22 protein-coding genes are annotated in these 22533 nt (G+C 58.1%); 6 read left to right on the top strand and 16 right to left on the bottom strand.

Going from position 1 to position 22533, the window contains the following annotated elements; all coding sequences use genetic code 11:
* Positions 1–62: 62 nt before the first annotated feature.
* Positions 63–323, bottom strand: coding sequence for a 50S ribosomal protein L27 (gene rpmA, locus C7436_RS16620; RefSeq protein WP_011784374.1), 261 nt, complete (start codon positions 321–323; stop codon positions 63–65).
* A gap of 35 nt (positions 324–358) precedes the next feature.
* Positions 359–670, bottom strand: a complete 312-nt coding sequence (rplU, locus tag C7436_RS16625) for a 50S ribosomal protein L21 (protein WP_011784373.1) — start codon at positions 668–670, stop codon at positions 359–361.
* Positions 671–911: 241 nt separating this feature from the next.
* Here rplU and ispB point away from each other — a divergent pair, with 241 nt between their 5' ends.
* The gene (gene ispB, locus C7436_RS16630; RefSeq protein WP_121208514.1) at positions 912–1880 is read left to right on the top strand and encodes an octaprenyl diphosphate synthase; all 969 of its coding nucleotides are present in this window, start codon (positions 912–914) and stop codon (positions 1878–1880) included.
* Between the two features lie 14 nt (positions 1881–1894).
* Here the strand turns inward: ispB and C7436_RS16635 are convergent, their stop codons facing one another.
* A complete protein-coding gene (locus tag C7436_RS16635) occupies positions 1895–2881 on the bottom strand; it encodes a glutathione S-transferase family protein (protein WP_121208515.1) in 987 nt (328 codons plus the stop codon).
* 152 nt (positions 2882–3033) lie between these two features.
* On the opposite strand from C7436_RS16635, the gene C7436_RS16640 reads away from it, so the two are divergent.
* Both C7436_RS16640 and C7436_RS16645 read left to right on the top strand, forming a co-directional pair.
* Positions 3034–3954 carry a LysR substrate-binding domain-containing protein gene (locus tag C7436_RS16640; protein ID WP_014420588.1) on the top strand — a complete coding sequence of 307 codons (921 nt, stop codon included), beginning with the start codon at positions 3034–3036 and terminating at the stop codon, positions 3952–3954.
* An 82-nt stretch (positions 3955–4036) separates the two neighbouring features.
* Positions 4037–5563: a WS/DGAT/MGAT family O-acyltransferase gene (locus C7436_RS16645; RefSeq protein WP_041654568.1), complete on the top strand. Its 1527-nt coding sequence runs from the start codon at positions 4037–4039 to the stop codon at positions 5561–5563.
* Between the two features lie 25 nt (positions 5564–5588).
* On the opposite strand, the gene C7436_RS16650 is transcribed toward C7436_RS16645, so the two are convergent.
* The gene (locus C7436_RS16650) at positions 5589–6236 is read right to left on the bottom strand and encodes a DUF2057 family protein (protein WP_121208516.1); all 648 of its coding nucleotides are present in this window, start codon (positions 6234–6236) and stop codon (positions 5589–5591) included.
* Between the two features lie 269 nt (positions 6237–6505).
* Between C7436_RS16650 and C7436_RS18970 the strand changes: the two genes are divergently transcribed.
* Positions 6506–6709 (top strand): DUF6316 family protein, encoded by a 204-nt coding sequence (locus C7436_RS18970; RefSeq protein ID WP_011784367.1) that lies wholly within the window; start codon positions 6506–6508, stop codon positions 6707–6709.
* 32 nt (positions 6710–6741) lie between these two features.
* On the opposite strand, the gene C7436_RS16660 is transcribed toward C7436_RS18970, so the two are convergent.
* The 8 genes from C7436_RS16660 to glyA all read right to left on the bottom strand — a co-directional run bounded on the left by C7436_RS16660 (position 6742) and on the right by glyA (position 13351).
* Positions 6742–7266 (bottom strand): phosphatidylglycerophosphatase A family protein, encoded by a 525-nt coding sequence (locus tag C7436_RS16660; RefSeq protein WP_121208517.1) that lies wholly within the window; start codon positions 7264–7266, stop codon positions 6742–6744.
* On the bottom strand, positions 7263–8210 hold the full coding sequence (thiL, locus tag C7436_RS16665) for a thiamine-phosphate kinase (RefSeq protein WP_121208518.1): 948 nt from the start codon (positions 8208–8210) through the stop codon (positions 7263–7265). The genes C7436_RS16660 and thiL overlap by 4 nt, the downstream gene beginning before the upstream one ends.
* Before the next feature lie 3 nt (positions 8211–8213).
* Positions 8214–8690, bottom strand: coding sequence for a transcription antitermination factor NusB (gene nusB, locus C7436_RS16670; protein WP_121208519.1), 477 nt, complete (start codon positions 8688–8690; stop codon positions 8214–8216).
* The gene (gene ribH, locus C7436_RS16675) at positions 8690–9166 is read right to left on the bottom strand and encodes a 6,7-dimethyl-8-ribityllumazine synthase (RefSeq protein ID WP_011784363.1); all 477 of its coding nucleotides are present in this window, start codon (positions 9164–9166) and stop codon (positions 8690–8692) included. The genes nusB and ribH overlap by 1 nt, the downstream gene beginning before the upstream one ends.
* Before the next feature lie 48 nt (positions 9167–9214).
* Positions 9215–10330 carry a bifunctional 3,4-dihydroxy-2-butanone-4-phosphate synthase/GTP cyclohydrolase II gene (gene ribBA / locus C7436_RS16680; RefSeq protein ID WP_121208520.1) on the bottom strand — a complete coding sequence of 372 codons (1116 nt, stop codon included), beginning with the start codon at positions 10328–10330 and terminating at the stop codon, positions 9215–9217.
* Between the two features lie 64 nt (positions 10331–10394).
* A complete protein-coding gene (gene ribD, locus C7436_RS16685; protein ID WP_014420580.1) occupies positions 10395–11510 on the bottom strand; it encodes a bifunctional diaminohydroxyphosphoribosylaminopyrimidine deaminase/5-amino-6-(5-phosphoribosylamino)uracil reductase RibD in 1116 nt (371 codons plus the stop codon).
* Positions 11507–12025, bottom strand: coding sequence for a transcriptional regulator NrdR (gene nrdR / locus C7436_RS16690; RefSeq protein WP_023011678.1), 519 nt, complete (start codon positions 12023–12025; stop codon positions 11507–11509). The genes ribD and nrdR overlap by 4 nt, the downstream gene beginning before the upstream one ends.
* A gap of 72 nt (positions 12026–12097) precedes the next feature.
* Complete coding sequence (gene glyA, locus C7436_RS16695) at positions 12098–13351, bottom strand: serine hydroxymethyltransferase (protein ID WP_011784359.1); 1254 nt, start codon at positions 13349–13351, stop codon at positions 12098–12100.
* A gap of 387 nt (positions 13352–13738) precedes the next feature.
* Between glyA and ettA the strand changes: the two genes are divergently transcribed.
* Complete coding sequence (ettA, locus tag C7436_RS16700; RefSeq protein ID WP_121208521.1) at positions 13739–15400, top strand: energy-dependent translational throttle protein EttA; 1662 nt, start codon at positions 13739–13741, stop codon at positions 15398–15400.
* Between the two features lie 70 nt (positions 15401–15470).
* Positions 15471–16847 (top strand): DNA repair protein RadA, encoded by a 1377-nt coding sequence (radA, locus tag C7436_RS16705; protein WP_011784357.1) that lies wholly within the window; start codon positions 15471–15473, stop codon positions 16845–16847.
* A gap of 37 nt (positions 16848–16884) precedes the next feature.
* On the opposite strand, the gene C7436_RS16710 is transcribed toward radA, so the two are convergent.
* From C7436_RS16710 to C7436_RS16725, 4 genes are all read right to left on the bottom strand, one after another.
* Entirely contained in the window at positions 16885–19182 is a 2298-nt protein-coding gene (locus C7436_RS16710; protein WP_121208522.1) for a hypothetical protein, read from the bottom strand.
* A gap of 73 nt (positions 19183–19255) precedes the next feature.
* Entirely contained in the window at positions 19256–19624 is a 369-nt protein-coding gene (locus C7436_RS16715; protein ID WP_011784355.1) for a PilZ domain-containing protein, read from the bottom strand.
* Positions 19625–19849: 225 nt separating this feature from the next.
* Positions 19850–20914 carry a uroporphyrinogen decarboxylase gene (gene hemE, locus C7436_RS16720; RefSeq protein WP_011784354.1) on the bottom strand — a complete coding sequence of 355 codons (1065 nt, stop codon included), beginning with the start codon at positions 20912–20914 and terminating at the stop codon, positions 19850–19852.
* A gap of 128 nt (positions 20915–21042) precedes the next feature.
* Positions 21043–22461: an FAD-dependent oxidoreductase gene (locus C7436_RS16725; protein ID WP_011784353.1), complete on the bottom strand. Its 1419-nt coding sequence runs from the start codon at positions 22459–22461 to the stop codon at positions 21043–21045.
* Positions 22462–22533 lie beyond the last annotated feature (72 nt).

The raw sequence follows: 22533 nt of genomic DNA on the forward strand, positions 1-22533 counted from the left end.
AGAACTGACTAAATCAGCATATCAGGCAAACCCAAGGTTCAACAGAACCGGATCGCCGCTGCTTACGCAGCCGGAACGATGCTTACGAACTTGCGGTTCTGCGGGCCTTTGGTTTCGAACTTCACCTGACCTTCCGCTTTCGCGAACAGGGTGTGGTCCTTGCCAATGCCTACGTTGCTGCCAGCGTGGAAACGGGTGCCACGCTGACGAACGATGATGCTGCCTGCAGATACAGACTCGCCACCGTAGCGCTTGACACCAAGTCGTTTCGACTCGGAATCGCGACCGTTACGGGTACTACCTGCTGCCTTTTTATGAGCCATTACCAGCCTCCTTCATTAAGGGGTTATTCGAGGGCTTAGCCCTGGATACCCGTGATCTTGACTTCAGTAAACCACTGACGGTGGCCCTGACGCTTCATGTGATGCTTACGACGACGGAACTTGATGATGTTCACTTTGTCGTGACGACCGTGGCTAACCACTTCTGCGGTCACCTTGGCACCTTCAACAACCGGAGCGCCAACTTTTACGTCGTCGCCATTGGCAACCAGAAGAACACGATCAAACTCAACGGAACCGCCGGTTTCAACTTCCAGCTTTTCCAGCTTCAGAGTTTCGCCTTCTTTTACACGGTGCTGCTTACCACCGCTAACAATAACTGCGTACATTCATAGTCTCCGCGATTGACCCATCCCTGCTCTTATCCACCTGGTTCTAAGGGAAGCGCTCTGGCGACCCTATTGCAGGGAGCGCAGGTTGGGATGAGTTGGGCGCGTGATTGTACGAAAACCCGTCGACCAATACAAGCCGGATTCCGGCTCAAGTTGACACTGTAAGCAGCAATACCTAGCATTGCCGCGACCTGCCCGAAAACTCAACGAAAACACCAGCAAGGGACTTACCGGCCCGATGACAGCCCAGCGCATCTACGACACCGTAGCGGATGATTTCAGCCGCGTTAACGACCTTATCATCAAGCGGCTCGCTTCCGATGTCCCGCTGGTTGAGAAAATCGCCCAGTACATTATCGAAAGCGGCGGCAAACGCCTGCGACCTTTGCTGGTTCTCCTGGCCAGCCAGGCCGCCGGCTACCAGAAAGACGATCATCTGAAGCTGGCTGCCGTGATTGAATTCCTGCATACCGCCACCCTGCTGCACGACGATGTGGTAGACACCTCCGATATGCGCCGCGGCCGCAGCACAGCCAACGCAAAATGGGGCAACGCACCCAGCGTTCTGGTCGGCGATTTCCTCTATGCCCGGGCCTTCGAAATGATGGTCGAGCTGCAGAGCCTGCCGATCATGAACGTGCTGTCGCACGCCACGGCCGTTATTGCCGAGGGCGAGGTCATGCAGCTGATGAATGTGAAGAACCCGGACTTGAGCGAAGACCAGTATATGGTCGTTATCCACAACAAGACCGCCATGCTGTTTGAAGCCGCGTCCCACACGGGCGCCCTGCTGGCCGGAGCCAGGAGGGAACAGGAAAATGCCCTGAAAGACTATGGCAAACACCTGGGGCTGGCATTCCAGCTGGTTGATGACGTTCTCGATTATCAGGGCGATGCCGAAACCATGGGCAAGAACGTGGGAGACGACCTGGCGGAAGGCAAAACCACCCTGCCGCTGATCTACGCCATGGCCAATGGTAACGAAGCCGAAAGGCAGCTGATCCGCCAGGCCATCCGGAAGGGAGGGCTGGATGACCTGCCGAAAGTACTGGATATCGTGAAGGCGTCCGGTGCCATCGAATACACCATGACAAAGGCAAAAGAGCAGGCGCAGATCGCGAGAGACCTGCTGGCCTGCCTGCCGGGCTCTGAGCACCGCCAGGCGCTGGAACTATTGACCGAAGTGGCGGTAGCCCGGGTCAGCTAGTCGACCAGGCCCTTTCAGCCGAGATGTTCACGCCCGTGGGGTGCTTCGAATTCCAGCTCTGGCCCCACCGGCACAATCTGCGTTGGGTTAATGGTGCGCTGACTTACGTAGTAGTGACGCTTGATCTGGCACAGATCCACGGTTTCAGCCACGCCCGGCACCTGATATAGCTCCCGCACATAGCCGGACAGATTCGGATAGTCGCGGATCTGCTGGCGGTTGCATTTGAAGTGGCTGTAATACACCGCATCAAATCGGATCAACGTGGTGAACAGCCGCCAATCGGCCTCGGTTAGCCGGTTACCGGTGAGATAGCGCTTCTCCGCCAGCCTTTCTTCCAGCCAGTCCAGGGAGTCGAACAGGGCCTGATAGGCCTCCTCATACTTGTCCTGCGCAGTCGCGAACCCTGCTTTGTAAACACCGTTGTTCACCGTGTGGTAAACCCGCTCATTCACCGCCTCGATGTCACCACGCAGACTTTCCGGGTAGAAATCCCGGTCGTTATTCACGCCCTCAAGGCCATCAAAGGCGGAATTGAACATCCGGATAATGTCTGCGGATTCATTACTGACAATGGTTTCGCGCTCTTTGTCCCACAACACCGGCACCGTGACCCGGCCAGAATAATGCGGGGCGGCACGGGTATAAATCTGGTGCATGAAGTCAAAATTATACAAGTCGTCTTGATGTTCTTTGCGACCGGGCCAGAACTCCCAGCCGTTTTCCACCATGTCCGGGTGCACGACAGACACCGAAATATGGTTCTCCAGACCTTTGAGCTTCCGGAAAATCAAGGTGCGGTGGGCCCAGGGGCAGGCCATGGAAACATACAAGTGATACCGGCCACTCACTGCAGGAAAACCACCCTCTCCGGCCGGCCCGGCAGAGCCATCAGCGGTTACCCAGTTCCGGAACCGCGCCGCTTCGCGCTCAAACTTGCCACCGGTTCTGCCTGTGTCATACCACTGATCGTGCCAACAGCCGTCAACCAACAAGCCCATAACTACCCTCCTGCGAGGTCAGCCACCATGACATTTGCCCTGATGAAGTGTGATGGGGCCGACCCGGTTCTGAATTAATAGAGACAGGCTAACGGCTGTGCTGCTAGGCTGATAGCAAGCATTTCTGGCAAACACTTTCAGATTATTCGAACATGCATACAGCCATTACCATCGACGCACTCAAAGTACTGGACGCTATCGACCGCAAGGGCAGTTTTGCCGGTGCCGCCAGCGAACTGTTCCGGGTTCCCTCGGCCATCAGTTACACCGTTCAGAAGCTTGAGGAAGACCTCAGCGTCAGTGTCTTTGACCGAACCGGCCACAAAGCCGTGCTCACGCCCGCCGGTCGTTACCTGCTGGAGGAAGGCCGCTCGCTGCTTGAAGCCGCCGAGAACCTGGCTCACTCTACCCGCCAGGTAGCTCAGGGCTGGGAAACCAGGCTTAGAATAGGATTCAACTCGCTGCTGCCGGCACAATGCCTGTTTCCGGCGATTGACGCTTTTTACCAATTGGGCGTTCCAGTGGATGTACAGGTGGTGGAGGAGGTCTTTGCAGGCGCCTGGGACGCCCTGCAAAGCCGGCGCGTCGACATGGTGATCGGCGCAGACCAGCTCAGCAAGCCCGCCGGAAGCTTTACCACCAAGCCACTGGGCGAGATACCTTTCGTCTTTGCCGTGGCGGCCAACCACCCTTTGGCCCAGGCAGAAGAACCCCTGAAAGAAAGCGACATCGCCCCATTTCCCGCTGCCGTTGCCGCCGACACCTCCCGCGCGCTGCCACCCGGCCATGCCGGCATCTTCCGGCGCCAACGAACCTTGACCGTCACCAACATCGACCAGAAAATTGCCATACAGGAAGCAGGCCTTGGCGTTGGCTGGCTGCCCTTGCCACGCATCCGGGAGGCACTGGCTTCAGGCCGGCTGGTGGCGAAAGCCGTGCACGAACCACGCCCCCCGATCGCCATTCACCTGGCCCGCCACAGTGAAGACAAAGGCAAGGCACTGATGTGGTTCTGGAACCGGCTGAGCGAAGACCAGAGCCTCAGCCAGTGGCTCAAGCCTGCCGATTCCTGAGGCAAAGGGGCCAACCGGCGAATTCACGACCTGAAGTATACTGACCAGCCGAATACAACGAGAAACACAAGGAGTGCGTTCCATGCGTCAGCTGTCGGAACTGGATGCCTCGTTCCTGTATCTGGAATCGGACACCACCCCGATGCACATCGGCGGCATTTATCTGTTCGATGCCAGCGGGCTGTCCAACCCACTGGCATTCAGCACCTTCGTCGCCTATCTGCGCAGCCGGCTCCACGTGGTACCTCTGTTCCGCCAGAAGCTGAAAGAAATCCCTCTCCGGCTTGGCCGCCCCTATTGGGTGGACGACGCCGATTTCAGCATCGAGCGGCACCTGGCCTACGTAAACCTTGGCGAACACGGCAAGCAGGCCAGCCTGATATCCCTGGCCTCGAAGATTCTTGAAGAGCCGCTGAAACGGGACCGACCACTCTGGCACATCACCTTTGTCGATGGTTTCCGGATCGACGATCCGGAGGGTGAAAAAGAAGGGTTTGCACTGATCGTGAAGCTGCACCATGCCGCCATTGACGCGTTTAGCGGTGAGGAAATCATGGGCAAGCTACTGGAGTACACACCCAGCCCGAGAACCATCACGCCACCACGTCCCTGGCTGCCAAGGCAGGAACCTTCAGAAGAGCGGGTTTTCCTGCAGGCCGGCGCCAACATGCTGAAAACGCCGATGCAGCTGGCCTCTCTGGCCTATAACGCCGCCGAAGCCACCACCCGTGGGCTGATCCAGAAGCAATTACACAAGCTGCCATTGCCACTGCCCTTGTTCACCGCGCCCCACAGCCCCTTCAACCGGCAGATTACCGCCAACCGGCGAATTGTCTCAACCAGCGTGGACTTGTCCCGGCTCAAAGCCATCAAGGGCTCATTGGTCGACGTCACCCTGAATGATGTGGTCCTCGGCCTGTGTGCCGAATCCCTGGCCCGATACCTCGCCAACCAGAACATAGAAACGAAATCCTCGCTGGTCGCCATGACGCCGATCTCGGTTCGTTCCAGCAGTCTTCGCAAGGCCACCGGCAATCAGATGTCAGCCATGTTGCTGGACCTGGCCACCGCAGAACCCAACCCGGCAGCCCGGATCCGGCGAATTCACCGCAATGCGGTTGAATCCGAGCCCTACCGTGAAGCCATAGCCGCAGACCGGCTGACCGAGCTACTTCCGTCAACGCTGCTGGCACTGTCCGCCCGCCTGTATTCCGAGCTGCAGGTCGCACAGCGCTACCAGCCACTGTTCAACGTGCCGATTACCAACGTACCGGGCCCGCAGGTACCGCTGTACCTGCAAGGTGCCCGACTGGTGCGCCAGTACAACAGTGCCCCATTATTCGACAGCCTTGGGTTGGTGATTGTTGCGGTCAGCTACCAGGGCCAGCTCACCCTGAACTTTACTCTTTGCCCGGACGTGGTCGCCGACAGCGACCAGCTACCGGAACTGGTACACGACAGTCTGGAAGCGATAGAGAAAGCTGCAGCGGAGCTGGGCCCCGATCAGGGCCATGAGCAGTTTCCGGAACCACAACACAACATGACCGACGATGTCCTTGCCTACGTGGAAAAACTGCTGAAAGGCGGGCTGGGCAGATTCAGAAGATAGCCGGGCCCGCAGGCCCGGCGCCGGGTTATTCGAATGCCCAACGCAAAAAGGCTTTCTTGTCTTCATCAGAAGCATCGGCCCAAATGGCTTTGAGCTGCTCCAGAGTGCTGCCTTCCTGGGGCCGGCTGGTGCTCTCGCCCCCGGAAGCCGGAACCGGAGTGCGGCTGTCCGTCAGACGGGACTGTCCGTCCCACTCCTCAGATACCGCCACGACAGTGCCATTGCCGGCAACGATCTTTGCTGAAAAGCTCTCCATCATGGTTTCGGCTTCCTGGCGACTTGCCGGCTTATCAAACTCGAAACCATAGACTGCGTCCGGGCTCGCCGTGAAACGCGCCACCTGAGTGCTGCTCTCGATAACATGCACTTTGGATTCGCCGTTGCGTACCACACCACTCTTCGCCCAGATGGTTTTGTAGCGGAACACCACCTCGTTCTCTCCCGGCAACAAACCGTAGTCCAGTGCCAGATCCTCAATCAGGAAGTTGGTCATGTTCCGACCATTCACACTGACCACCTGTATCTCACCGGGCGCCTGCAGCACAGCCGGTTTTGTCGTCGCCGGCAACTGGCCTTCCCAGGTATCCACTCTGGCCACACTCGATGCACAGCCCGCCATGACAACGCTCGCCAGAACAGCCAGCAATTTGAAAAGCCTTGGAACGTGACACATACTCACTTCATCTCCTTATCCATAGGGATGGCCGTTGGCACGGCCTGCAATGTTGAGCGCAACTCTGCCAAGCATTCTGACCATCCGGGCGGATCAGAGCAAGACACGCAACGGAATTCACTTTCACTGCAGGAAGGTCCGGAATGTGACGCCCAACGTAAGAATGTAAAAAATTGTTGAATTCGGCTGCAATTGGATTAATTTTAAACAAGTCGGCTTACACAACGCACAGCCCGAGAAGAAAAGAACAAGTGGGCTCAGGAGAAACCATGGACACTCAGCGCAGGACAGGAGAGCAAGGCCCCGTCCCGTTTCGCAGCAGTCGTTTTTTCTGCGTAGGGAGCAAATGGTACTTTACAACTCGCGAGGGCTTCGATAGCGGGCCTTTTGCCTCAAGAGAGCGGGCAGAAGTCGGCCTTAAACGCTTTCTGCATGTTGTTCGCATGCTGCCAGAAGAGCAGCAGGTGCACTAACCCACCCGACAAACCGAATGGGTGATGCCCCGCTAGATAATATAGGGCATCACCCAGACGTCAATCGCCCAAAGGCAACCCAGCGCCATGGCGCCGGCGACGACATCGTCCACCATAATCCCGAGCCCGCCGGGCAAGCGCTCATCCAGCCAGTTAATGGGCCAGGGCTTCCACACGTCAAACAGCCGGAACAGCATGAACGCCATGAGCACCCCGTAAAGCTGATCCGGAAACAGGCCCAGGGCAATCCACATCCCCACAAATTCATCCCATACAATACCGCCGTGATCATGCACTTTCAGGTCTGTCGCGGTTTTGCCACACAACCAGATACCCACCAGAAACGCCGCCAGAACCGCGAGCCAGTAGGCCAACGGAGGCATCCAGGAAAAGGCATACCAAACCGGAACAGCGGCGAGGCTACCCCAGGTTCCCGGCGCTCTCGGCGCTGCACCGCTACCAAAACCGAAGGCCAACAGGTGGACCGGATTTTTCAGAAAGCCAGGGGGCAAGATGACCTGGGCGGCGTCCGGTTCATGCATCAGCTCATCACTCATGCGGGTCTCCCAAAGTGCTCAAATCCTTGAATGACGCCAGAGACCGGCCCGCTCAGTTGAAGGCCAGGCTCCGAAGTAATCTCTCCAATGACCGTCAGCTCACGGGCCACAGAGTCGTCAAGAGTGCCGAAGGTTTCTGGCGGGATGGTGATGCAAAGCTCATAGTCATCTCCTGCTCCCAACGCCAGATCCCGGGCGTTCTCACCCTTTAATGCAACCAACTCCGCCATCATCGGTATACGTCCCGTGTCGATTCGCGCTCCGGCCCCCGAGGCATCAAGGATATGGCCGAGATCCGCCAGGAGCCCGTCAGAAATATCTATGGCAGAGGAGGCACAGCCCGCCAGCTGCTGACCCAGTGACAGACGAGGCTGCGGGAAATGATAACGTGACAACAAGGCGAGCTGGGCCGGTGAGGGCGCGGGGGCAGCAAGGTAATCAAGAGCGGCACCGGCCGCCCCGAGCGTGCCGCTGACACATATCAGGTCGCCGGGCTTCGCGCCGGATCGATACAGCGCACGCCCACTCTCAACAGTTCCGTGCACCTGGATGCTGATTGTCAGGGGGCCACGGGTAGTATCTCCGCCCGCCAGGGCGATACCAAAGGCTTTGCTGGCCCGGGCCAGCCCCTCCGAAAACGGCTTCAGCCAGCCCTGATTGGCGTCTGGCAAGGTTAAAGCCAGAGTAAAACAGACCGGGCTTGCGCCCATCGCGGCCAAATCACTTACCGCAACCGCCAGAGCTCGCCATCCGAGATAATCTGGCGAATAATCGGAAGGAAAATGAACGCCCTCTACCAGGGTGTCCACAGAAAACACCAGATCCAGCCCCGGCGATACCCGCTGGATCGCACAGTCGTCGCCGGGACCGAGAAGGAGCTGATCCTGCCCGGCACCATCAGCCAGCGGCTGGAAATACTTCCGGATCAGCTCAAATTCACCCATGAATCAACGCGGGCGGGTCTCGGCCAGGCGAAGCCGGCGGCTGAGTTTGTCCAGAATGCTGTTCACGAACTTGTGCCCTTCGGTGCCACCAAAGCGCTTGGCCATTTCAATACCCTCGTTGATGACCACTTTATAGGGCACATCGATGCGGTGTTTCAGCTCATAGGCGCCCAGGCGAACGATCGCCAGTTCAACCGGGTCGACCTCCCTGAGGGGACGATCCAGAAACGGCTCCAGCAGTTTGTCGAGCTCCGCCTGCTCGCGGTGAACGCCACGCAGAAGATCCCGAAAATACATGATATCGACCTTGCTCATGTCGTTGTCGACCATGAACTCGGCTTCGATATCAGAAATCGGCGTTTTGCTGAAGTGCCGCTGATACAAACCCTGCATGGCCAGCGCCCGTGCCCGGCGGCGATCGCCTGCCTTGGGCTGGCCGGTTTTCCCCGGCTGGGGAGAAGTGTCACCCGCTTCGCTCATTACTCACCCAACTTTTTGAACAGACTGACCATTTCCAGGGCAGTAATGGCGGCTTCCGCGCCCTTGTTGCCTGCCTTGGTGCCGGAGCGTTCGATGGCCTGCTCAATGGAATCTACGGTCAATACGCCAAAGGTAACCGGGACATCGGTTTCCAGGCTGACAGCGCCCAGGCCGCTGGAGGCCTCGCCCGCCACGTATTCAAAGTGGGGAGTACCACCACGAATTACCGCACCGAGAGCAATAATGGCGTCGTAGTCCGAGGTTTCGGCAACACGCTTGACCGCCAGTGGCATTTCATAGGCACCCGGCACACGGATAATGGCAATGTCATCATTGGAAATGCCGTGACGACGCAAGGTATCCACTGCACCTTCCACCAGACTTTCCACCACAAAGCCGTTAAACCGGCCAACCACCAGCGCATAGCGGCCGCTGCACTGGGTAAAATCACCTTCAATTACTTTGATATCTGCCATCTCGGGCTCCTTCACGGGTCATCGCCTTATTGGCGATAACCGGGTTTATCATTCGGGGGCGTAAGGTACGTATTCCACCACTTCCAGGTCGAAACCGGAGATGGCAGAGAATTTAACCGGCGGACTGAGCAGGCGCATTTTACCGACTCCAAGATCCCGGAGAATCTGGGAACCGGTACCGACGGTAAAATACACGCCGGAACTGCCCTTGCCTGAGGATCCCTGCCCTTTGTCAAAGAACTCCTGAATCCGGTCCTCCAGGTTGTAGCTGTCTTCAGCACTGTTAAGCAGCACCACCACGCCTTTGCCTTCTTCCGCAACCTTCTCTAGTGCGTGATGCAGCGGCCAGCTCCGGGAATCTTGACGTCGTGCGCCCAACAGGTCGCGCAGGGTATCGGTAATGTGCACACGCACAAACACCGGCTCATCTGGCTGGATATCGCCCATTACCATAGCCAGATGGGTAGCACCCTGGATATTGTCCCGGTAGGTGTGCAGTTTGAACACGCCGTACTCGGTATCCAGTTCGTTCTGCTCCACACACTCAACCGTGCGCTCGTTCATGGTGCGGTAATGAATCAGGTCTGCGATGGTCCCGATCTTCAGATCATGCTCTTCTGCGAACTTTTCAAGATCCGGGCGCCGGGCCATGGAGCCGTCATCATTCATGATTTCACAGATCACGCCGGCCGGCTCACAGCCGGCCAGGGCCGCCAGATCGCAGGACGCTTCGGTGTGACCGGCACGACTGAGAACGCCACCAGGATCGGACATCAGCGGGAAAATATGCCCCGGCTGAACCAGGTCAGAAGCCTTGGCATCCCGGGCAACCGCTGCCTGCACGGTACGAGCCCGGTCCGCTGCGGAAATGCCCGTGGTAACACCCTCCCGGGCCTCGATAGACAGGGTGAACTTGGTTCCGAAGCCGGAGGCATTCTGCTGCACCATCAACGGCAGACCCAGCTGTTCGCAGCGATCACGGGTCATGGGCATACAGATGAGTCCGCGGCCAAAGCGGGCCATGAAGTTGATGGCCTCTGCCGTGCAGTGCTCCGCTGCCATCACCAGATCGCCCTCATTCTCGCGATCCTCATCATCCATCAGGATGACCATTTTGCCCTGGCGAATGTCTTCAATGATTTCTTCAATGCTGTTCAGTGCCATACGGTTCTGCACCCTTTCACCCCTCCCGACAGTCTAGCCGGTTCACGGGGAATGGATTGAATGATTAGTGGCGAGCCAGGATCAGACGCTGATCCTCACCCACCTGACGACGATCCAGCACCTTCCATTGCACTTTGTCGGCCATGGTCTCCAGCGGCAAATGCGCTGTCGGCCTGCCGGTACTACCCAGGAAAACCGGGGCCTGGTAGAGCCAGAGCTCGTCCACAAGATTTTCACCGATGAACGTACCGGCCAGCGTAGGGCCGGCTTCAACCAGCAACTCGTTAATACCAAGCTCTCCCAGCGCGTCCAGCAACTCGGCGACATCAACACCGTTATCTTTCCAGGCAACCCCGGTCAGGCTGACGCCCAGCGCAGCCAGATCCTGGGCCGGGCCGGAGGCCAGTGTCGAACTGGCGCAGAATACCTGCACATTGCCACCCTGAAGAATCCTGGCGGTGGCCGGCGTACGGGCATCCCGGTCAGCGATCACCCGCAACGGCTGCCGGGACGGATCCGTGGCATCGCCGATATCGCCCATCTCGTCCCGCCGAACGGTCAACGAGGGGTCATCCGCCAGTACCGTGCCTACCCCGGTGAGGATAGCGTCGCTGATCGCCCGCAAACGCTGCACATCCGCGCGCGCCTCCGGGCCGGTTATCCACTGGCTTTCACCACTGGCCATGGCGGTCCGGCCATCAAGACTGGCCGCCATCTTCAGCCGAACCCAGGGGCGGCCGGTATTCATACGCTTCATGAAGCCAGGATTCAGACGCGAAGCCTCATCGGCCATCACGCCTTCGGTCACCCGTATGCCAGCCTCCCTGAGCATATCCAGCCCCCGACCGGACACAGACGGGTTGGGGTCTTTGGTAGCGGCAAACACATGGGCCACACCGGCATCTATCAGTGCCCGTGCGCAGGGCGGCGTGCGCCCGTAATGGCTGCAAGGCTCCAGCGTAACGTAGGCGGTGGCTCCCCGAGCCTCATGGCCTGCCTGGCTCAAAGCACGCACTTCCGCATGGGCTTCACCGGCACGCTCGTGCCAGCCCTCGCCCACAATCAGATCGCCTTTGGCAATAACACAACCAACACGGGGATTGGGATGGGTGGAATAGCGACCGCGCCAGGCCAGTTGAACGGCCCGGGCCATCATTGCCCGATCACGGTCCGAAATCATGCCTTGCCTTTGTCTGTACCGTTATCCACCAATGCCCTGGCAACATCCACCGCGGCATCACCATTGCCCTGGGACAGCCGCTCGATCTCTTCCTTGAACTCGTTGATGTCCTGAAAACTGCGGTAAACCGACGCAAAACGCACGTAGGCAACCTTGTCCAGTTGGCGCAGCTCGGTCATTACCTCCTCACCCAACTGCATCGACTTGACCTCGCGCTCACCAGTCGAGCGGAGACGATACTTGATACGGTTCAGGGCGGCATCGATTTCCTCAATGCTGACCGGACGTTTTTCCAGAGCTTTCATGATGCCGGCCCGCAGCTTTTCTTCATCAAATGGCTGCCGAGTACCGTCCTGCTTAACGACCCGGGGCATCACCAACTCGGCAGTTTCAAAGGTGGTAAATCGCTCACGGCAGGACAGACACTCCCTGCGGCGGCGAACCTGGTCACCCTCGGCCACCAGGCGCGAATCAATCACCTTGGTATCGGCTTCACCACAGAAAGGACAATGCATAAATCACCTGCTCCGGAAAGAAAGAACCCGGGCACTCACCGGAGCGCCCGGGCTGACCTGTCTCTAAGCCTGTTAGCCGTAGACCGGGAACCGCGCGCAGACAGCTTCCACCTGCTCCCGCACACGGCTATTAACCGCTTCGTCTTCAAGGTTATCGAGGATGTCACACATCCAGCCCGCCAGATTCCGACACTCGGCTTCCTTGAAGCCGCGTGTGGTCACCGCCGGAGTACCAATGCGCAGTCCGGACGTTACGAACGGTGAACGAGGATCGTTCGGCACGGCGTTCTTGTTCACGGTAATGTGCGCTTTGCCCAGTGCGGCATCCGCGTCTTTACCGGTAATGTCCTGTTTGATCAGGCTCACCAGGAACAGGTGGTTCTTGGTACCACCGGAAACCACGTCAAAGCCGCGCTCGATGAACACCTCTGCCATGGCGGCTGCGTTCTTCACGACCTGCTGCTGGTAGGCCTTGAACTCGTCGCTCATGGCTTCCTTGAAGCACACGGCCTTGGCCGCAATCACGTGCATCAACGGGCCGCCCTGACCGCCTGGGAACACAGCGGAGTTCAGCTTCTTCTGCAGATCTTCGTCATCACAGGCCAGGATCAGGCCGCCACGTGGGCCGCGCAGGGTTTTGTGCGTGGTGGTCGCAACCACGTGGGCGTGAGGTACCGGATCCGGGTAGACGCCAGCGGCGACCAGACCGGCCACGTGGGCCATGTCAACAAACAGATACGCGCCTACCTTGTCGGCGATGGCACGGAAACGGGCAAAGTCCAGCTCCTGCGAGTAAGCAGAGAAGCCCGCGATGATCATTTTCGGCTTGTGCTCGACAGCCAGAGCTTCCACTTCGTCATAATCGATCAAACCGGTCTCCGGGTTCAGGCCATACTGAACCGCGCTGTAGATCTTGCCGGAGAAGTTCACGCTGGCACCGTGGGTCAGGTGCCCACCGTGAGCAAGACTCATACCCAGAACGGTATCACCGGGCTTGAGCAGCGCCATGAACACCGCAGAGTTGGCCTGTGAACCGGAATGCGGCTGCACGTTGGCGTAGGCGGCACCAAACAGCTCCTTGGCGCGGGCAATGGCCAGATCCTCAGCGATGTCCACAAACTCGCAGCCACCGTAGTAACGCTTGCCGGGGTAACCTTCAGCGTACTTGTTGGTCAGCACACTACCTTGGGCTTCCATCACCCGCGGGCTGGTGTAGTTTTCAGACGCGATCAGTTCGATGTGTGCTTCCTGGCGCTTTTCTTCCGCCTGCATAGCGTTCCAAAGTTCGTCATCGAAACCGGCGATTTTCATATCACGAGTAAACATGGATGTGCTGCCCCTGTCTGTATGGCTGGCCCGGCGATGCCTCTTTGCAAGCCGGAACCCCTGAAAAATTGGGCCGCTATTCTATCTTGAAAGCGGGTTAAAAATCATCCTTTATGCCGTCCGCAGATACCAGCACACCGGAGGCTGTCAATTGCTATCGCGGAACGCTTTAGATACCTTACCCGGTTATTGTTCTCAGGTACCGACGTCCGTGGTATCGGCCTTCGGGGTGAGCGATCCGGGATACGCTGTAAATACGTCCCTGTACGCTCGACAAAATCATCCCTGATTTTGACGATCCCGGATCGCTCACCCCGAAGTCCTCGATCAGTCGCCTGACGTGCTTTCATTTTTCAAGCTACTGTTTGATAAAAGGAATATGCCAAAATGGCTCAATACGTATACACCATGAACCGCGTGGGCAAGGTGGTACCGCCCAAGCGGGAAATTCTGAAAGACATCTCTCTGAGCTTCTTCCCGGGCGCCAAAATCGGCGTACTTGGTTTGAACGGCGCCGGTAAATCCACCCTGCTGCGTATTATGGCGGGTGTCGACCAGGATTACATCGGTGAGGCCCGGCCACAGCCCGGCATCAATGTGGGCTACCTGCCGCAGGAGCCGGAATTGGACGAGGAGAAGACCGTAAAGGAAATCGTTGACGAGTCCGTCTCGCACGTACACAACGCTCTGGCGGAGCTGGACAAGGTTTACGCCGCCTACGCCGAGCCGGATGCGGACTTTGACGAACTGGCCAAGAAACAGGGCGAACTGGAAGCCGTTATCCAGGCTACCGATGGCCACGACATAGAGCGCAAGATGGAAGTGGCGGCAGACGCCCTGCGACTGCCGGCCTGGGACCAGAAGGTAAAAGTGCTGTCAGGTGGTGAGCGCCGCCGTGTGGCCCTTTGCCGCCTGCTGCTGTCCGGCCCTGACATGCTCCTGCTGGACGAGCCTACCAACCACCTGGATGCCGAATCCGTGGCCTGGCTGGAGCGCTTCCTGCACGATTACGACGGCACCGTTGTCGCCATCACTCACGACCGTTACTTCCTGGACAACGTCGCCGGCTGGATCCTGGAACTGGACCGTGGCCACGGCATTCCGTTCGAGGGCAACTACAGTCAGTGGCTGGAGAACAAAGAGAAGCGCCTGGAGATGGAGGCCAAGCAGGAGGCCGCTCACCAGAAAGCCATCAAGCACGAGCTGGAATGGGTACGCACCAACGCCAAGGGCCGCCAGTCCAAGAGCAAGGCACGACTGGCCCGCTTCGAGGAGATGAGCTCCCAGGAATTCCAGAAGCGCAACGAAACCAACGAACTGTATATCCCGCCCGGACCTCGCCTTGGCGACAAGGTGATCGAGGTGGACGGCATCAGCAAGGCCTTCGGCGACCGCCTGCTGTACGAGAATGTCTCGTTCCACGTTCCACCGGGTGCGATTGTTGGCATCATCGGTGGTAACGGCGCGGGGAAATCCACGCTGTTCAAGATGATCGCAGGCATGGACAAGCCGGACTCTGGCACCATCACCGTTGGTGAAACCGTGGAACTGGCCTACGTGGATCAGATGCGCGATCTCGACGGCAGCAAGACTGTGTGGGAAGAGCTTTCCGACGGCCAGGACATCATCAAGGTCGGTAACTACGAGACCCCGTCCCGGGCCTACGTGGGCCGCTTCAACTTCAAGGGCACTGACCAGCAGAAACGGGTGGGCGACCTGTCCGGCGGTGAGCGCAACCGCCTGCACCTGGCCAAGCTGCTGAAACAGGGTGGCAACGTGCTGCTGCTGGACGAACCCACCAACGACCTTGATGTGGAAACCCTGCGCGCTCTGGAAGAAGCCCTGCTGAACTTCCCGGGCTCCGCACTGGTGATCTCGCACGACCGCTGGTTCCTGGACCGGGTAGCGACCCACATCTTGGCGTTCGAAGACGACGGCGAAGTAGTCTACTTCGAAGGCAACTTCACCGATTACGACGCCGACTTCAAGAAGCGCAAAGGCGACTCCGCCATGCAGCCCAAGCGTATGAAGTACAAGAAACTGGCGTAACCGATGACCGGGCCGGCCTTCGCGTCGGCCCGCTTGCCCTCCCCGATCTGCCCGACACGGAACCATACCCATGGCCAAAGCCAAAACCGCCTTTGTATGCACCGAGTGTGGTGCCGACTATTCCAAGTGGCAGGGCCAATGTACCGCCTGCCAGGCCTGGAACACCATCAGCGAAGTACGCGGCGTCTCAGGCCCCGGCAAAGGTGCTCGCAGCGCCCGCTTTGAGGGTTATGCCGGCAGCTTGTCGGAGGTAAAAAGCCTGGACGAAGTCAGTCTGGCAGAGCAGGCACGCATCAGCACCGGCATGCAGGAATTCGACCGTGTCCTGGGTGGCGGCCTGGTGGAAGGCTCGGCGGTACTCATGGGCGGTCACCCCGGCGCGGGCAAAAGTACCCTGCTACTGCAGGCGGTTTGCCAACTGGCCGAGAAGCACTCAGCGCTGTACGTCACCGGTGAGGAATCCCTGCAACAGGTAGCCATGCGCGCCAAGCGGCTGGGCCTGCCCACCAAAGACCTGAAAATGCTCTCGGAAACCTCCGTTGAGCGGCTTATGCAGGTGGCGGAAGCGGAGAAGCCCCGCATTCTGGTAATCGACAGTATCCAGGTAATGCATGTCGCGGACATTGAATCCGCCCCTGGCTCGGTATCCCAGGTTCGGGAAAGCGCCGCCTTTCTGACCCGCTTTGCCAAGCAAACCGGCACCATCCTCTTGCTGGTGGGGCACGTCACCAAAGATGGCAGCCTGGCGGGGCCGAAGGTGCTCGAACACATGATTGACTGCTCGATCCTGCTGGAGGGCTCCAGCGACAGCCGCTACCGAACCCTGCGCGGCATCAAGAACCGCTTCGGCGCGGTTAATGAGTTGGGCGTGTTCGCCATGCTGGAACAAGGTCTGAAGGAAGTAAAAAACCCCAGCGCCATCTTCCTGAATCGAGGCGAGGAAGCGGCGCCGGGCAGCGTAGTGATGGTCGTCTGGGAAGGCACTCGGCCGATGCTGGTGGAGATTCAGGCCCTCGTGGACATGGCCCAGGGGAGCTACCCGAGACGGGTAGCGGTAGGGACTGACCAGAACCGCTTAGCGATGCTTCTGGCCGTGCTGCACCGCCATGGCGGCATGCATGTGGCCGATCAGGATGTGTTTGTAAATGTGGTGGCCGGTGTGAAGGTCAACGAAACCAGTGCGGATCTTGCTTTGCTGTCAGCTGTGGTTTCGTCATTCCGGAATCGGGCGCTGCCGCAGGACCTGGTTATTTTTGGCGAAGTTGGCTTGTCTGGCGAGATCCGGCCGGTACCAAGCGGCCAGGAGCGTATCTACGAGGCGGCCAAGCACGGTTTTACCCGGGCTTTGGTGCCCAAGGCCAACGTTCCGCGTAAGCCTGTCGATGGCATGAAAGTGATTCCGGTGACCAAGCTTTCGGATGCCCTGTCTGCTCTGGAAGAGCTCTGAGGGCACCTGTCAGCCTGAAGCAATCAACCTGAGCTCCCTAGTAATTGGTAATCCGGCACTGCAATCCGATTCCAAAGCCCAGCATGGGATTACGCTCGATAATCTCCCGAATCAGGTTGCGGTGGTAATCCCGGGTATGGATGTCGGGGATCGTCGCGCGCCCAATGTCCGCAAGACACTGGCATTGCTGCTCCGAGAAGGTTCGGGTGCAAGTGGCCACAAAACGGGAAGGCCCGTTATTCCCCGCGCCGTCGCTAGCCTGAATGCTCTCAACGATACGCGTTGCCAATACATAGGATTCAGGTAATCGACAGGCAATGTTCTGAGCAAGCTCGATGCCCGCGATTACATGACCTGTGGCGGAGGTCGCCTTACCCAAATTTCGTCCGGGATTCATATAGTTATTGCCCATTACGGCGAACGTTTTTCCGGCTCGCGCAAAGTTATTGACCACGCTTGCCTCGGCGGGCCCAAGAATCTGACACTCGTTGGCCAGATACCCTCCAAGCCCCGCAACAAACGCCAGATTCTCCTCCGTTGGCGGAAACGCCTGCCCCGATTCCAACAAGGCGTACAAAGACTGATACGCCCCAGGCACAACAACAGGTTCAGACTGACTCAGTTTCCCGAACCGGGAAATGATAACCTCACACGCTTCTCCTTCCCAGCCGTTATCACTGCAGTTACTCCAGAAGCCCCGGGCTAACGCAGCCTGCTCGCCACCCGGACAAGAGTCGGGCGAGGCACGACATGTGTCTTTGCAACCTCCGCTCAGCACGCACAAGGCATCGGCCTGGGCAATCACACCACCCCGCAGTTCCCGAAAGGTTGTTATGGCCCCGACGCCCGACGCCTCCCGAGATTTCGGAGTCTCTGTTGACGCTGGTTGTTGCCCAGCTCCAGGCTCTTTGTGCTCCGCATGCGCAGATTGCGGTAACGGCTTTTGTTTCGGGACCGGCCGGCCAACGGGCCCGGGCACTTCCGGTGCGGGCAGCACTGAGGCAACAGCGACCGGCGGCGCTAGCTCCTTATTAGCGTCCGAAGCCATGTTCACCAACTGATCCGCAGTCGCCCTGATATCTGCAGCCTTTGCTTCCCAGAAACTGCCGGAAAATGCGTTGAGAACTTTCGCCAGATGCTCCGCCTGCGCTGCAGAGCCCGCCGTCCGGACGCCAGAGACAGCTTGTTGCTGCCATCCCTCATAAATCTCAAGCGCACGGGCACCTGAGGCCGCAGTGAAGGGCCCTGAACTGTTTCCGCTGCTTGCAAGCCCACCCAAGAATGCGTGCTGAAACGACTGATAAAATCGGGAACGGGAAACCCGGGGCTCTCCTGCGCAGTACCGGCTCATCTGATTGAAGAGCACCGTTCGCTCGACCTCACTCAAGTCCTGGAAATCTTTACCGAAGTGCGGGCTGAAAGTATCCGGCCGAAACGCATTAAACACCTCAAGAAAACTGTTGAAGCGTTCGGATTGACGCTCGGACTCGATCGCTTCGTACCAACCCAACACCGATTCGGGACAGGCCTGGTTGCCGGGCGCCGTGTTGGCCGGCGCCATTCCGGGATTTCCGGAGAACATGACGGTCTGCACCACGGCCTTGGCCTGTTCGCTGGCCTCTGTGTTCAACGCCCTGATAGCAGCCAGATCATGCGATAGCATCGCCTTCGCCAGCCGTTTTCTGAAGGCACTAATGCTCTGTTTCTGCTCGCTGATCTGCTGTGCGGACATTCTGGGCTTCAGATTTTGTAGCGTCACGCTCAACGTGTTGATGCCCGCACCGCCGAAGGGGCCGGCTTGCTTGATCGCAGCCAGCTCATCAAGCACCGGTTCTGACTGGTTTCGCCGGGATAACAGCCAGGGCAGGGGCCAGCCCGAGGCCCTTGCTGTCTTAATAAATGCCAGTGTGTTGCCATCGACTGATAACACAGCTAGCTGCTGCTCGGACGCCCCCGGACCTCGTTCACGATAGGGATATAGTATGAGCACGTTCAACGACGGGAGATAACCCGCGCGAACATCAAAATCCTGATCCGCGAACGCCAGATTATTGGCTCGCCCCTGAAGGAAGGTCGTCGTCATACGGCCCTTCAGGTAGATGGTTTCACTCTGTCCCGATAGCGCCATGCCCTGATCTGACGGTGCCTGCGCATCGTTATCTAGCTCCAGAGCCAGCTCAACACTCCGGAGTTGCCCCGAGAAACTGTTGTTATCAAAACCTGTCCACGTACCCAGTACGGGTTCCGCAGAACCTGCAACAGCACTCGTTGCTGTCAGCAACGACAAACACAACAGGTGAACCAAGAAAAGAGAGAAGGTAAGTGAGCGGCCCATTGCAGAATGACCTCCGTATCATTCCAGACAAAAACACAGCAGGTTAACGTACGATAGCGATCTTTGAATCTTGTCAGTCGATAAGATGTGCGAATTCCCGTTCGAGTAACGCTTGGTCTCCAAGATTCAGCTCCACCAAACGCTTCAAGTGCGTTGCACTGTCGAGATCAATGTACTGGCAGCGAAATCCCAGCCGATGATCCTCCACATGCTTCAGCTCCACCGCCATTACAATCGCAGCTTCATGCTCATTCAGGTGAATCACCACTTCACAGGGCTTGTTCAGAGGAACCTTCCATCCTTCAGGCCGCTGAACGAGAACGCCCTTCAGGGAAATATCCAACACCTCCGTTGACCACACCACATCCTGACAATGCAGCTCACAGGGGGCGTCAAAGTTGATTCGGTGAAACCGGCGTTTTTCGGATGTTCTGTTAGACAAGGGAAAGCTCCAGACAGACGTTGTTGCTTTCTCTGACTATAGACCGGACATAAAAAGGAGTACAGCTTAGTTAAACGACACTGTTACGGAGTAAAACCCATCCGGTGAAAGACCACGATGCAGTCTCAGGAGGATATTTCCAGAAACGTCCGAAGAGGGCCGGTAGAACGGCCCTCAAACACCAATCTTGCAGGCTAGGAGAAGCGGCAATCCCCTAGTTTGGCTTTACTGGTGATACTGCCCACTAAGCTCAACAACCGCCTCAATAAACGCCCCGGCATGCTCCGGATCCACATCCGGCGTAATCCCATGCCCAAGGTTGAACACATGCCCCGAGCCAGAACCATAGCGCTTCAGGATATCCGCCACCTCCTGGCGAATGCGCGCCTTCGGCGCATACAGCATGGCCGGGTCCATGTTGCCCTGCAGGGCCACCTTGTCGCCCACGCGGGCACGGGCGTTTCCGATGTCCGTCGTCCAGTCCAGCCCCACAGCATCGGCGCCACAATCAGCGATAGACTCCAGCCACTGACCACCGTTCTTGGTGAAAACAATCACCGGCACACGGCGACCTTCGCTCTCGCGAATCAGACCATCAACAATCTTCGTCATGTAGCGCAGGGAAAACTCTTCATAGGCCCAGCTGCTCAACACACCACCCCAGGTATCAAAAATCTGCACAGCCTGGGCGCCGGCCTTGATCTGGCCATTGAGGTAGTCAATGACCGAATCTGCCAGATGGTCCAACAGACGATGCATCACCTCCGGCTGACCGTACATCAACTTCTTGGCTTCCGAGAAGGTCTTGGAAGATCCACCTTCAATCATGTAGGTGGCCAGAGTCCAGGGACTGCCAGAGAAACCGATCAGCGGCACGCGGCCATTCAGCTCCCGGCGAATGGTAGACACCGCATTCATCACGTAGTCCAGGTCAGACTCGGCATTCATCCTGGGCAGTGCATCCACATCTGCTTCCGAACGAATGACCTTGCGGAATTTCGGGCCTTCGCCGGTTTCGAAATAGAGCCCCAGCCCTAGAGCATCGGGAATGGTCAGAATGTCAGAAAACAGGATGGCGGCATCCAGGGGGTAACGCTCCAGCGGCTGCAGGGTAACCTCACAGGCCAGCGGGGTGTTTTTGCACAGACTGAGGAAGTCGCCGGCCTTGGCCCGGGTTGCGCGGTATTCCGGCAGGTAACGGCCTGCCTGGCGCATCATCCACACCGGGGTGCGGTCTACAGGCTGGCGCATCAGGGCGCGCAGGAAGCGATCGTTCTTCAGCTCGGTCATAGAGTTTCCCGTTCTCGTCGGTAAAAATGGTCAGAGACAATGGGGAGCAATGATACCCCGTTTGCACGAATAAAAAAGGGCGGCTTACCCTTAGCAAGCCGCCCTTTCTGACTCTGGTCAATCCAGCGTTAAACGTCCAGGTAGTCCAGGATGCCTTCGGCCGCCTGACGTCCTTCCCAGATTGCGGTAACCACCAGATCCGAGCCACGCACCATGTCGCCACCAGCGAAAATCTTGGCATTGCTGGTCTGGAACGGAAACTCGGCTTCTTCTGCCGCAGTCACCCGACCGGAGTCGTCCGTGTTCACGCCCAGCTCTTCAAACCAGGGTGCTGGGCTCGGGCGGAAGCCGAACGCTACCAGCACGGCATCAGCCGGAATCACTTCCTCACTGCCCGGAACCACTTCCGGACGACGACGGCCGTTTTCGTCCGGCTCACCCAGCTCCGTGGTGACTACCTTTACACCCTCAACGCGGTCTTCACCGATGATGGCGATGGGCTGACGGTTGAACAGGAACTTGACGCCCTCCTCTTTCGCGTTGGCCACTTCCCGACGGGAGCCCGGCATGTTGGCCTCATCGCGGCGATAGGCACAGGTCACGCTCTCGGCCTGCTGGCGAATGGAAGTCCGGTTACAGTCCATAGCGGTGTCACCACCACCCAGCACCACAACACGCTTGCCTTTCATATCGATGAAGTCAGATTCCTTTTTCTCGAAACCCAGGCGACGGTTAACATTCGAAATCAGGAACGGCAGGGCGTCATAGACACCCGGCAGCTCCTCACCGGGGAACCCACCTTTCATGTAGGTGTAGGTACCCATGCCCATAAAGACGGCATCGAATTCTTCCAGGATCTTGTTCAACTGAACGTCTTTACCCACCTCGGTACTCAGACGGAACTCCACGCCCATCTCCTCGAACACCTTGCGGCGGCGGGACATGACGGATTTTTCCAGCTTGAACTCAGGAATACCGAAGGTCAGCAGGCCACCGATCTCCGGGTAACGATCAAACACCACAGGCTTGACGCCGTTGCGCACCAGAACATCAGCACAACCAAGCCCTGCGGGGCCAGCGCCAATCACAGCCACCTTCTTGTCAGTCCAGGTGACATTGGACATATCCGGTTTCCAGCCCAGCGCAAATGCGGTGTCGGTAATGTACTTCTCAACAGAACCGATGGTAACCGCGCCGTAGCCGTCATTCAGGGTGCAGGCACCTTCACACAGGCGGTCCTGCGGGCACACACGACCACAGACTTCCGGCAGGGAGTTGGTCTGGTGGCACAGTTCCACCGCCTTCATGATGTTGCCCTCCGACACCAGCTTCAGCCAGTTCGGAATATAGTTGTGTACCGGGCACTTCCATTCACAGTACGGGTTACCACACGCCAGGCATCGATGGGACTGGGAGGCCGCATGGGTTTCGCTGAACGGGTGATAGATTTCCCCGAATTCCTTTTTGCGCTTCTTGGCAGGCACCTTCTTCGGGTCTACCCGCCCAACTTCCACAAACTGAAAGTCATTGTTGAGACGTTCTTTCATGTTGCCACTCTCATCAGCTCGATTTCGACGGGGGCCGCACCGGAGTGCGACCCATCAACCTTGTTGGACCTG

Origin of the sequence: Marinobacter nauticus, assembly GCF_003634635.1 — a bacterium.
Lineage (GTDB): Bacteria > Pseudomonadota > Gammaproteobacteria > Pseudomonadales > Oleiphilaceae > Marinobacter > Marinobacter nauticus.

What these genes read in the sequence shown, in the direction of transcription:
- rpmA (WP_011784374.1), bottom strand. Translation starts at nt 323, where the DNA reads ATGGCTCATAAAAAGGCAGCAGGTAGTACCCGTAACGGTCGCGATTCC.
- rplU (WP_011784373.1), bottom strand. Translation starts at nt 670, where the DNA reads ATGTACGCAGTTATTGTTAGCGGTGGTAAGCAGCACCGTGTAAAAGAA.
- ispB (WP_121208514.1), top strand. Translation starts at nt 912, where the DNA reads ATGACAGCCCAGCGCATCTACGACACCGTAGCGGATGATTTCAGCCGC.
- C7436_RS16635 (WP_121208515.1), bottom strand. Translation starts at nt 2,881, where the DNA reads ATGGGCTTGTTGGTTGACGGCTGTTGGCACGATCAGTGGTATGACACA.
- C7436_RS16640 (WP_014420588.1), top strand. Translation starts at nt 3,034, where the DNA reads ATGCATACAGCCATTACCATCGACGCACTCAAAGTACTGGACGCTATC.
- C7436_RS16645 (WP_041654568.1), top strand. Translation starts at nt 4,037, where the DNA reads ATGCGTCAGCTGTCGGAACTGGATGCCTCGTTCCTGTATCTGGAATCG.
- C7436_RS16650 (WP_121208516.1), bottom strand. Translation starts at nt 6,236, where the DNA reads ATGTGTCACGTTCCAAGGCTTTTCAAATTGCTGGCTGTTCTGGCGAGC.
- C7436_RS18970 (WP_011784367.1), top strand. Translation starts at nt 6,506, where the DNA reads ATGGACACTCAGCGCAGGACAGGAGAGCAAGGCCCCGTCCCGTTTCGC.
- C7436_RS16660 (WP_121208517.1), bottom strand. Translation starts at nt 7,266, where the DNA reads ATGAGTGATGAGCTGATGCATGAACCGGACGCCGCCCAGGTCATCTTG.
- thiL (WP_121208518.1), bottom strand. Translation starts at nt 8,210, where the DNA reads ATGGGTGAATTTGAGCTGATCCGGAAGTATTTCCAGCCGCTGGCTGAT.
- nusB (WP_121208519.1), bottom strand. Translation starts at nt 8,690, where the DNA reads ATGAGCGAAGCGGGTGACACTTCTCCCCAGCCGGGGAAAACCGGCCAG.
- ribH (WP_011784363.1), bottom strand. Translation starts at nt 9,166, where the DNA reads ATGGCAGATATCAAAGTAATTGAAGGTGATTTTACCCAGTGCAGCGGC.
- ribBA (WP_121208520.1), bottom strand. Translation starts at nt 10,330, where the DNA reads ATGGCACTGAACAGCATTGAAGAAATCATTGAAGACATTCGCCAGGGC.
- ribD (WP_014420580.1), bottom strand. Translation starts at nt 11,510, where the DNA reads ATGATTTCGGACCGTGATCGGGCAATGATGGCCCGGGCCGTTCAACTG.
- nrdR (WP_023011678.1), bottom strand. Translation starts at nt 12,025, where the DNA reads ATGCATTGTCCTTTCTGTGGTGAAGCCGATACCAAGGTGATTGATTCG.
- glyA (WP_011784359.1), bottom strand. Translation starts at nt 13,351, where the DNA reads ATGTTTACTCGTGATATGAAAATCGCCGGTTTCGATGACGAACTTTGG.
- ettA (WP_121208521.1), top strand. Translation starts at nt 13,739, where the DNA reads ATGGCTCAATACGTATACACCATGAACCGCGTGGGCAAGGTGGTACCG.
- radA (WP_011784357.1), top strand. Translation starts at nt 15,471, where the DNA reads ATGGCCAAAGCCAAAACCGCCTTTGTATGCACCGAGTGTGGTGCCGAC.
- C7436_RS16710 (WP_121208522.1), bottom strand. Translation starts at nt 19,182, where the DNA reads ATGGGCCGCTCACTTACCTTCTCTCTTTTCTTGGTTCACCTGTTGTGT.
- hemE (WP_011784354.1), bottom strand. Translation starts at nt 20,914, where the DNA reads ATGACCGAGCTGAAGAACGATCGCTTCCTGCGCGCCCTGATGCGCCAG.
- C7436_RS16725 (WP_011784353.1), bottom strand. Translation starts at nt 22,461, where the DNA reads ATGAAAGAACGTCTCAACAATGACTTTCAGTTTGTGGAAGTTGGGCGG.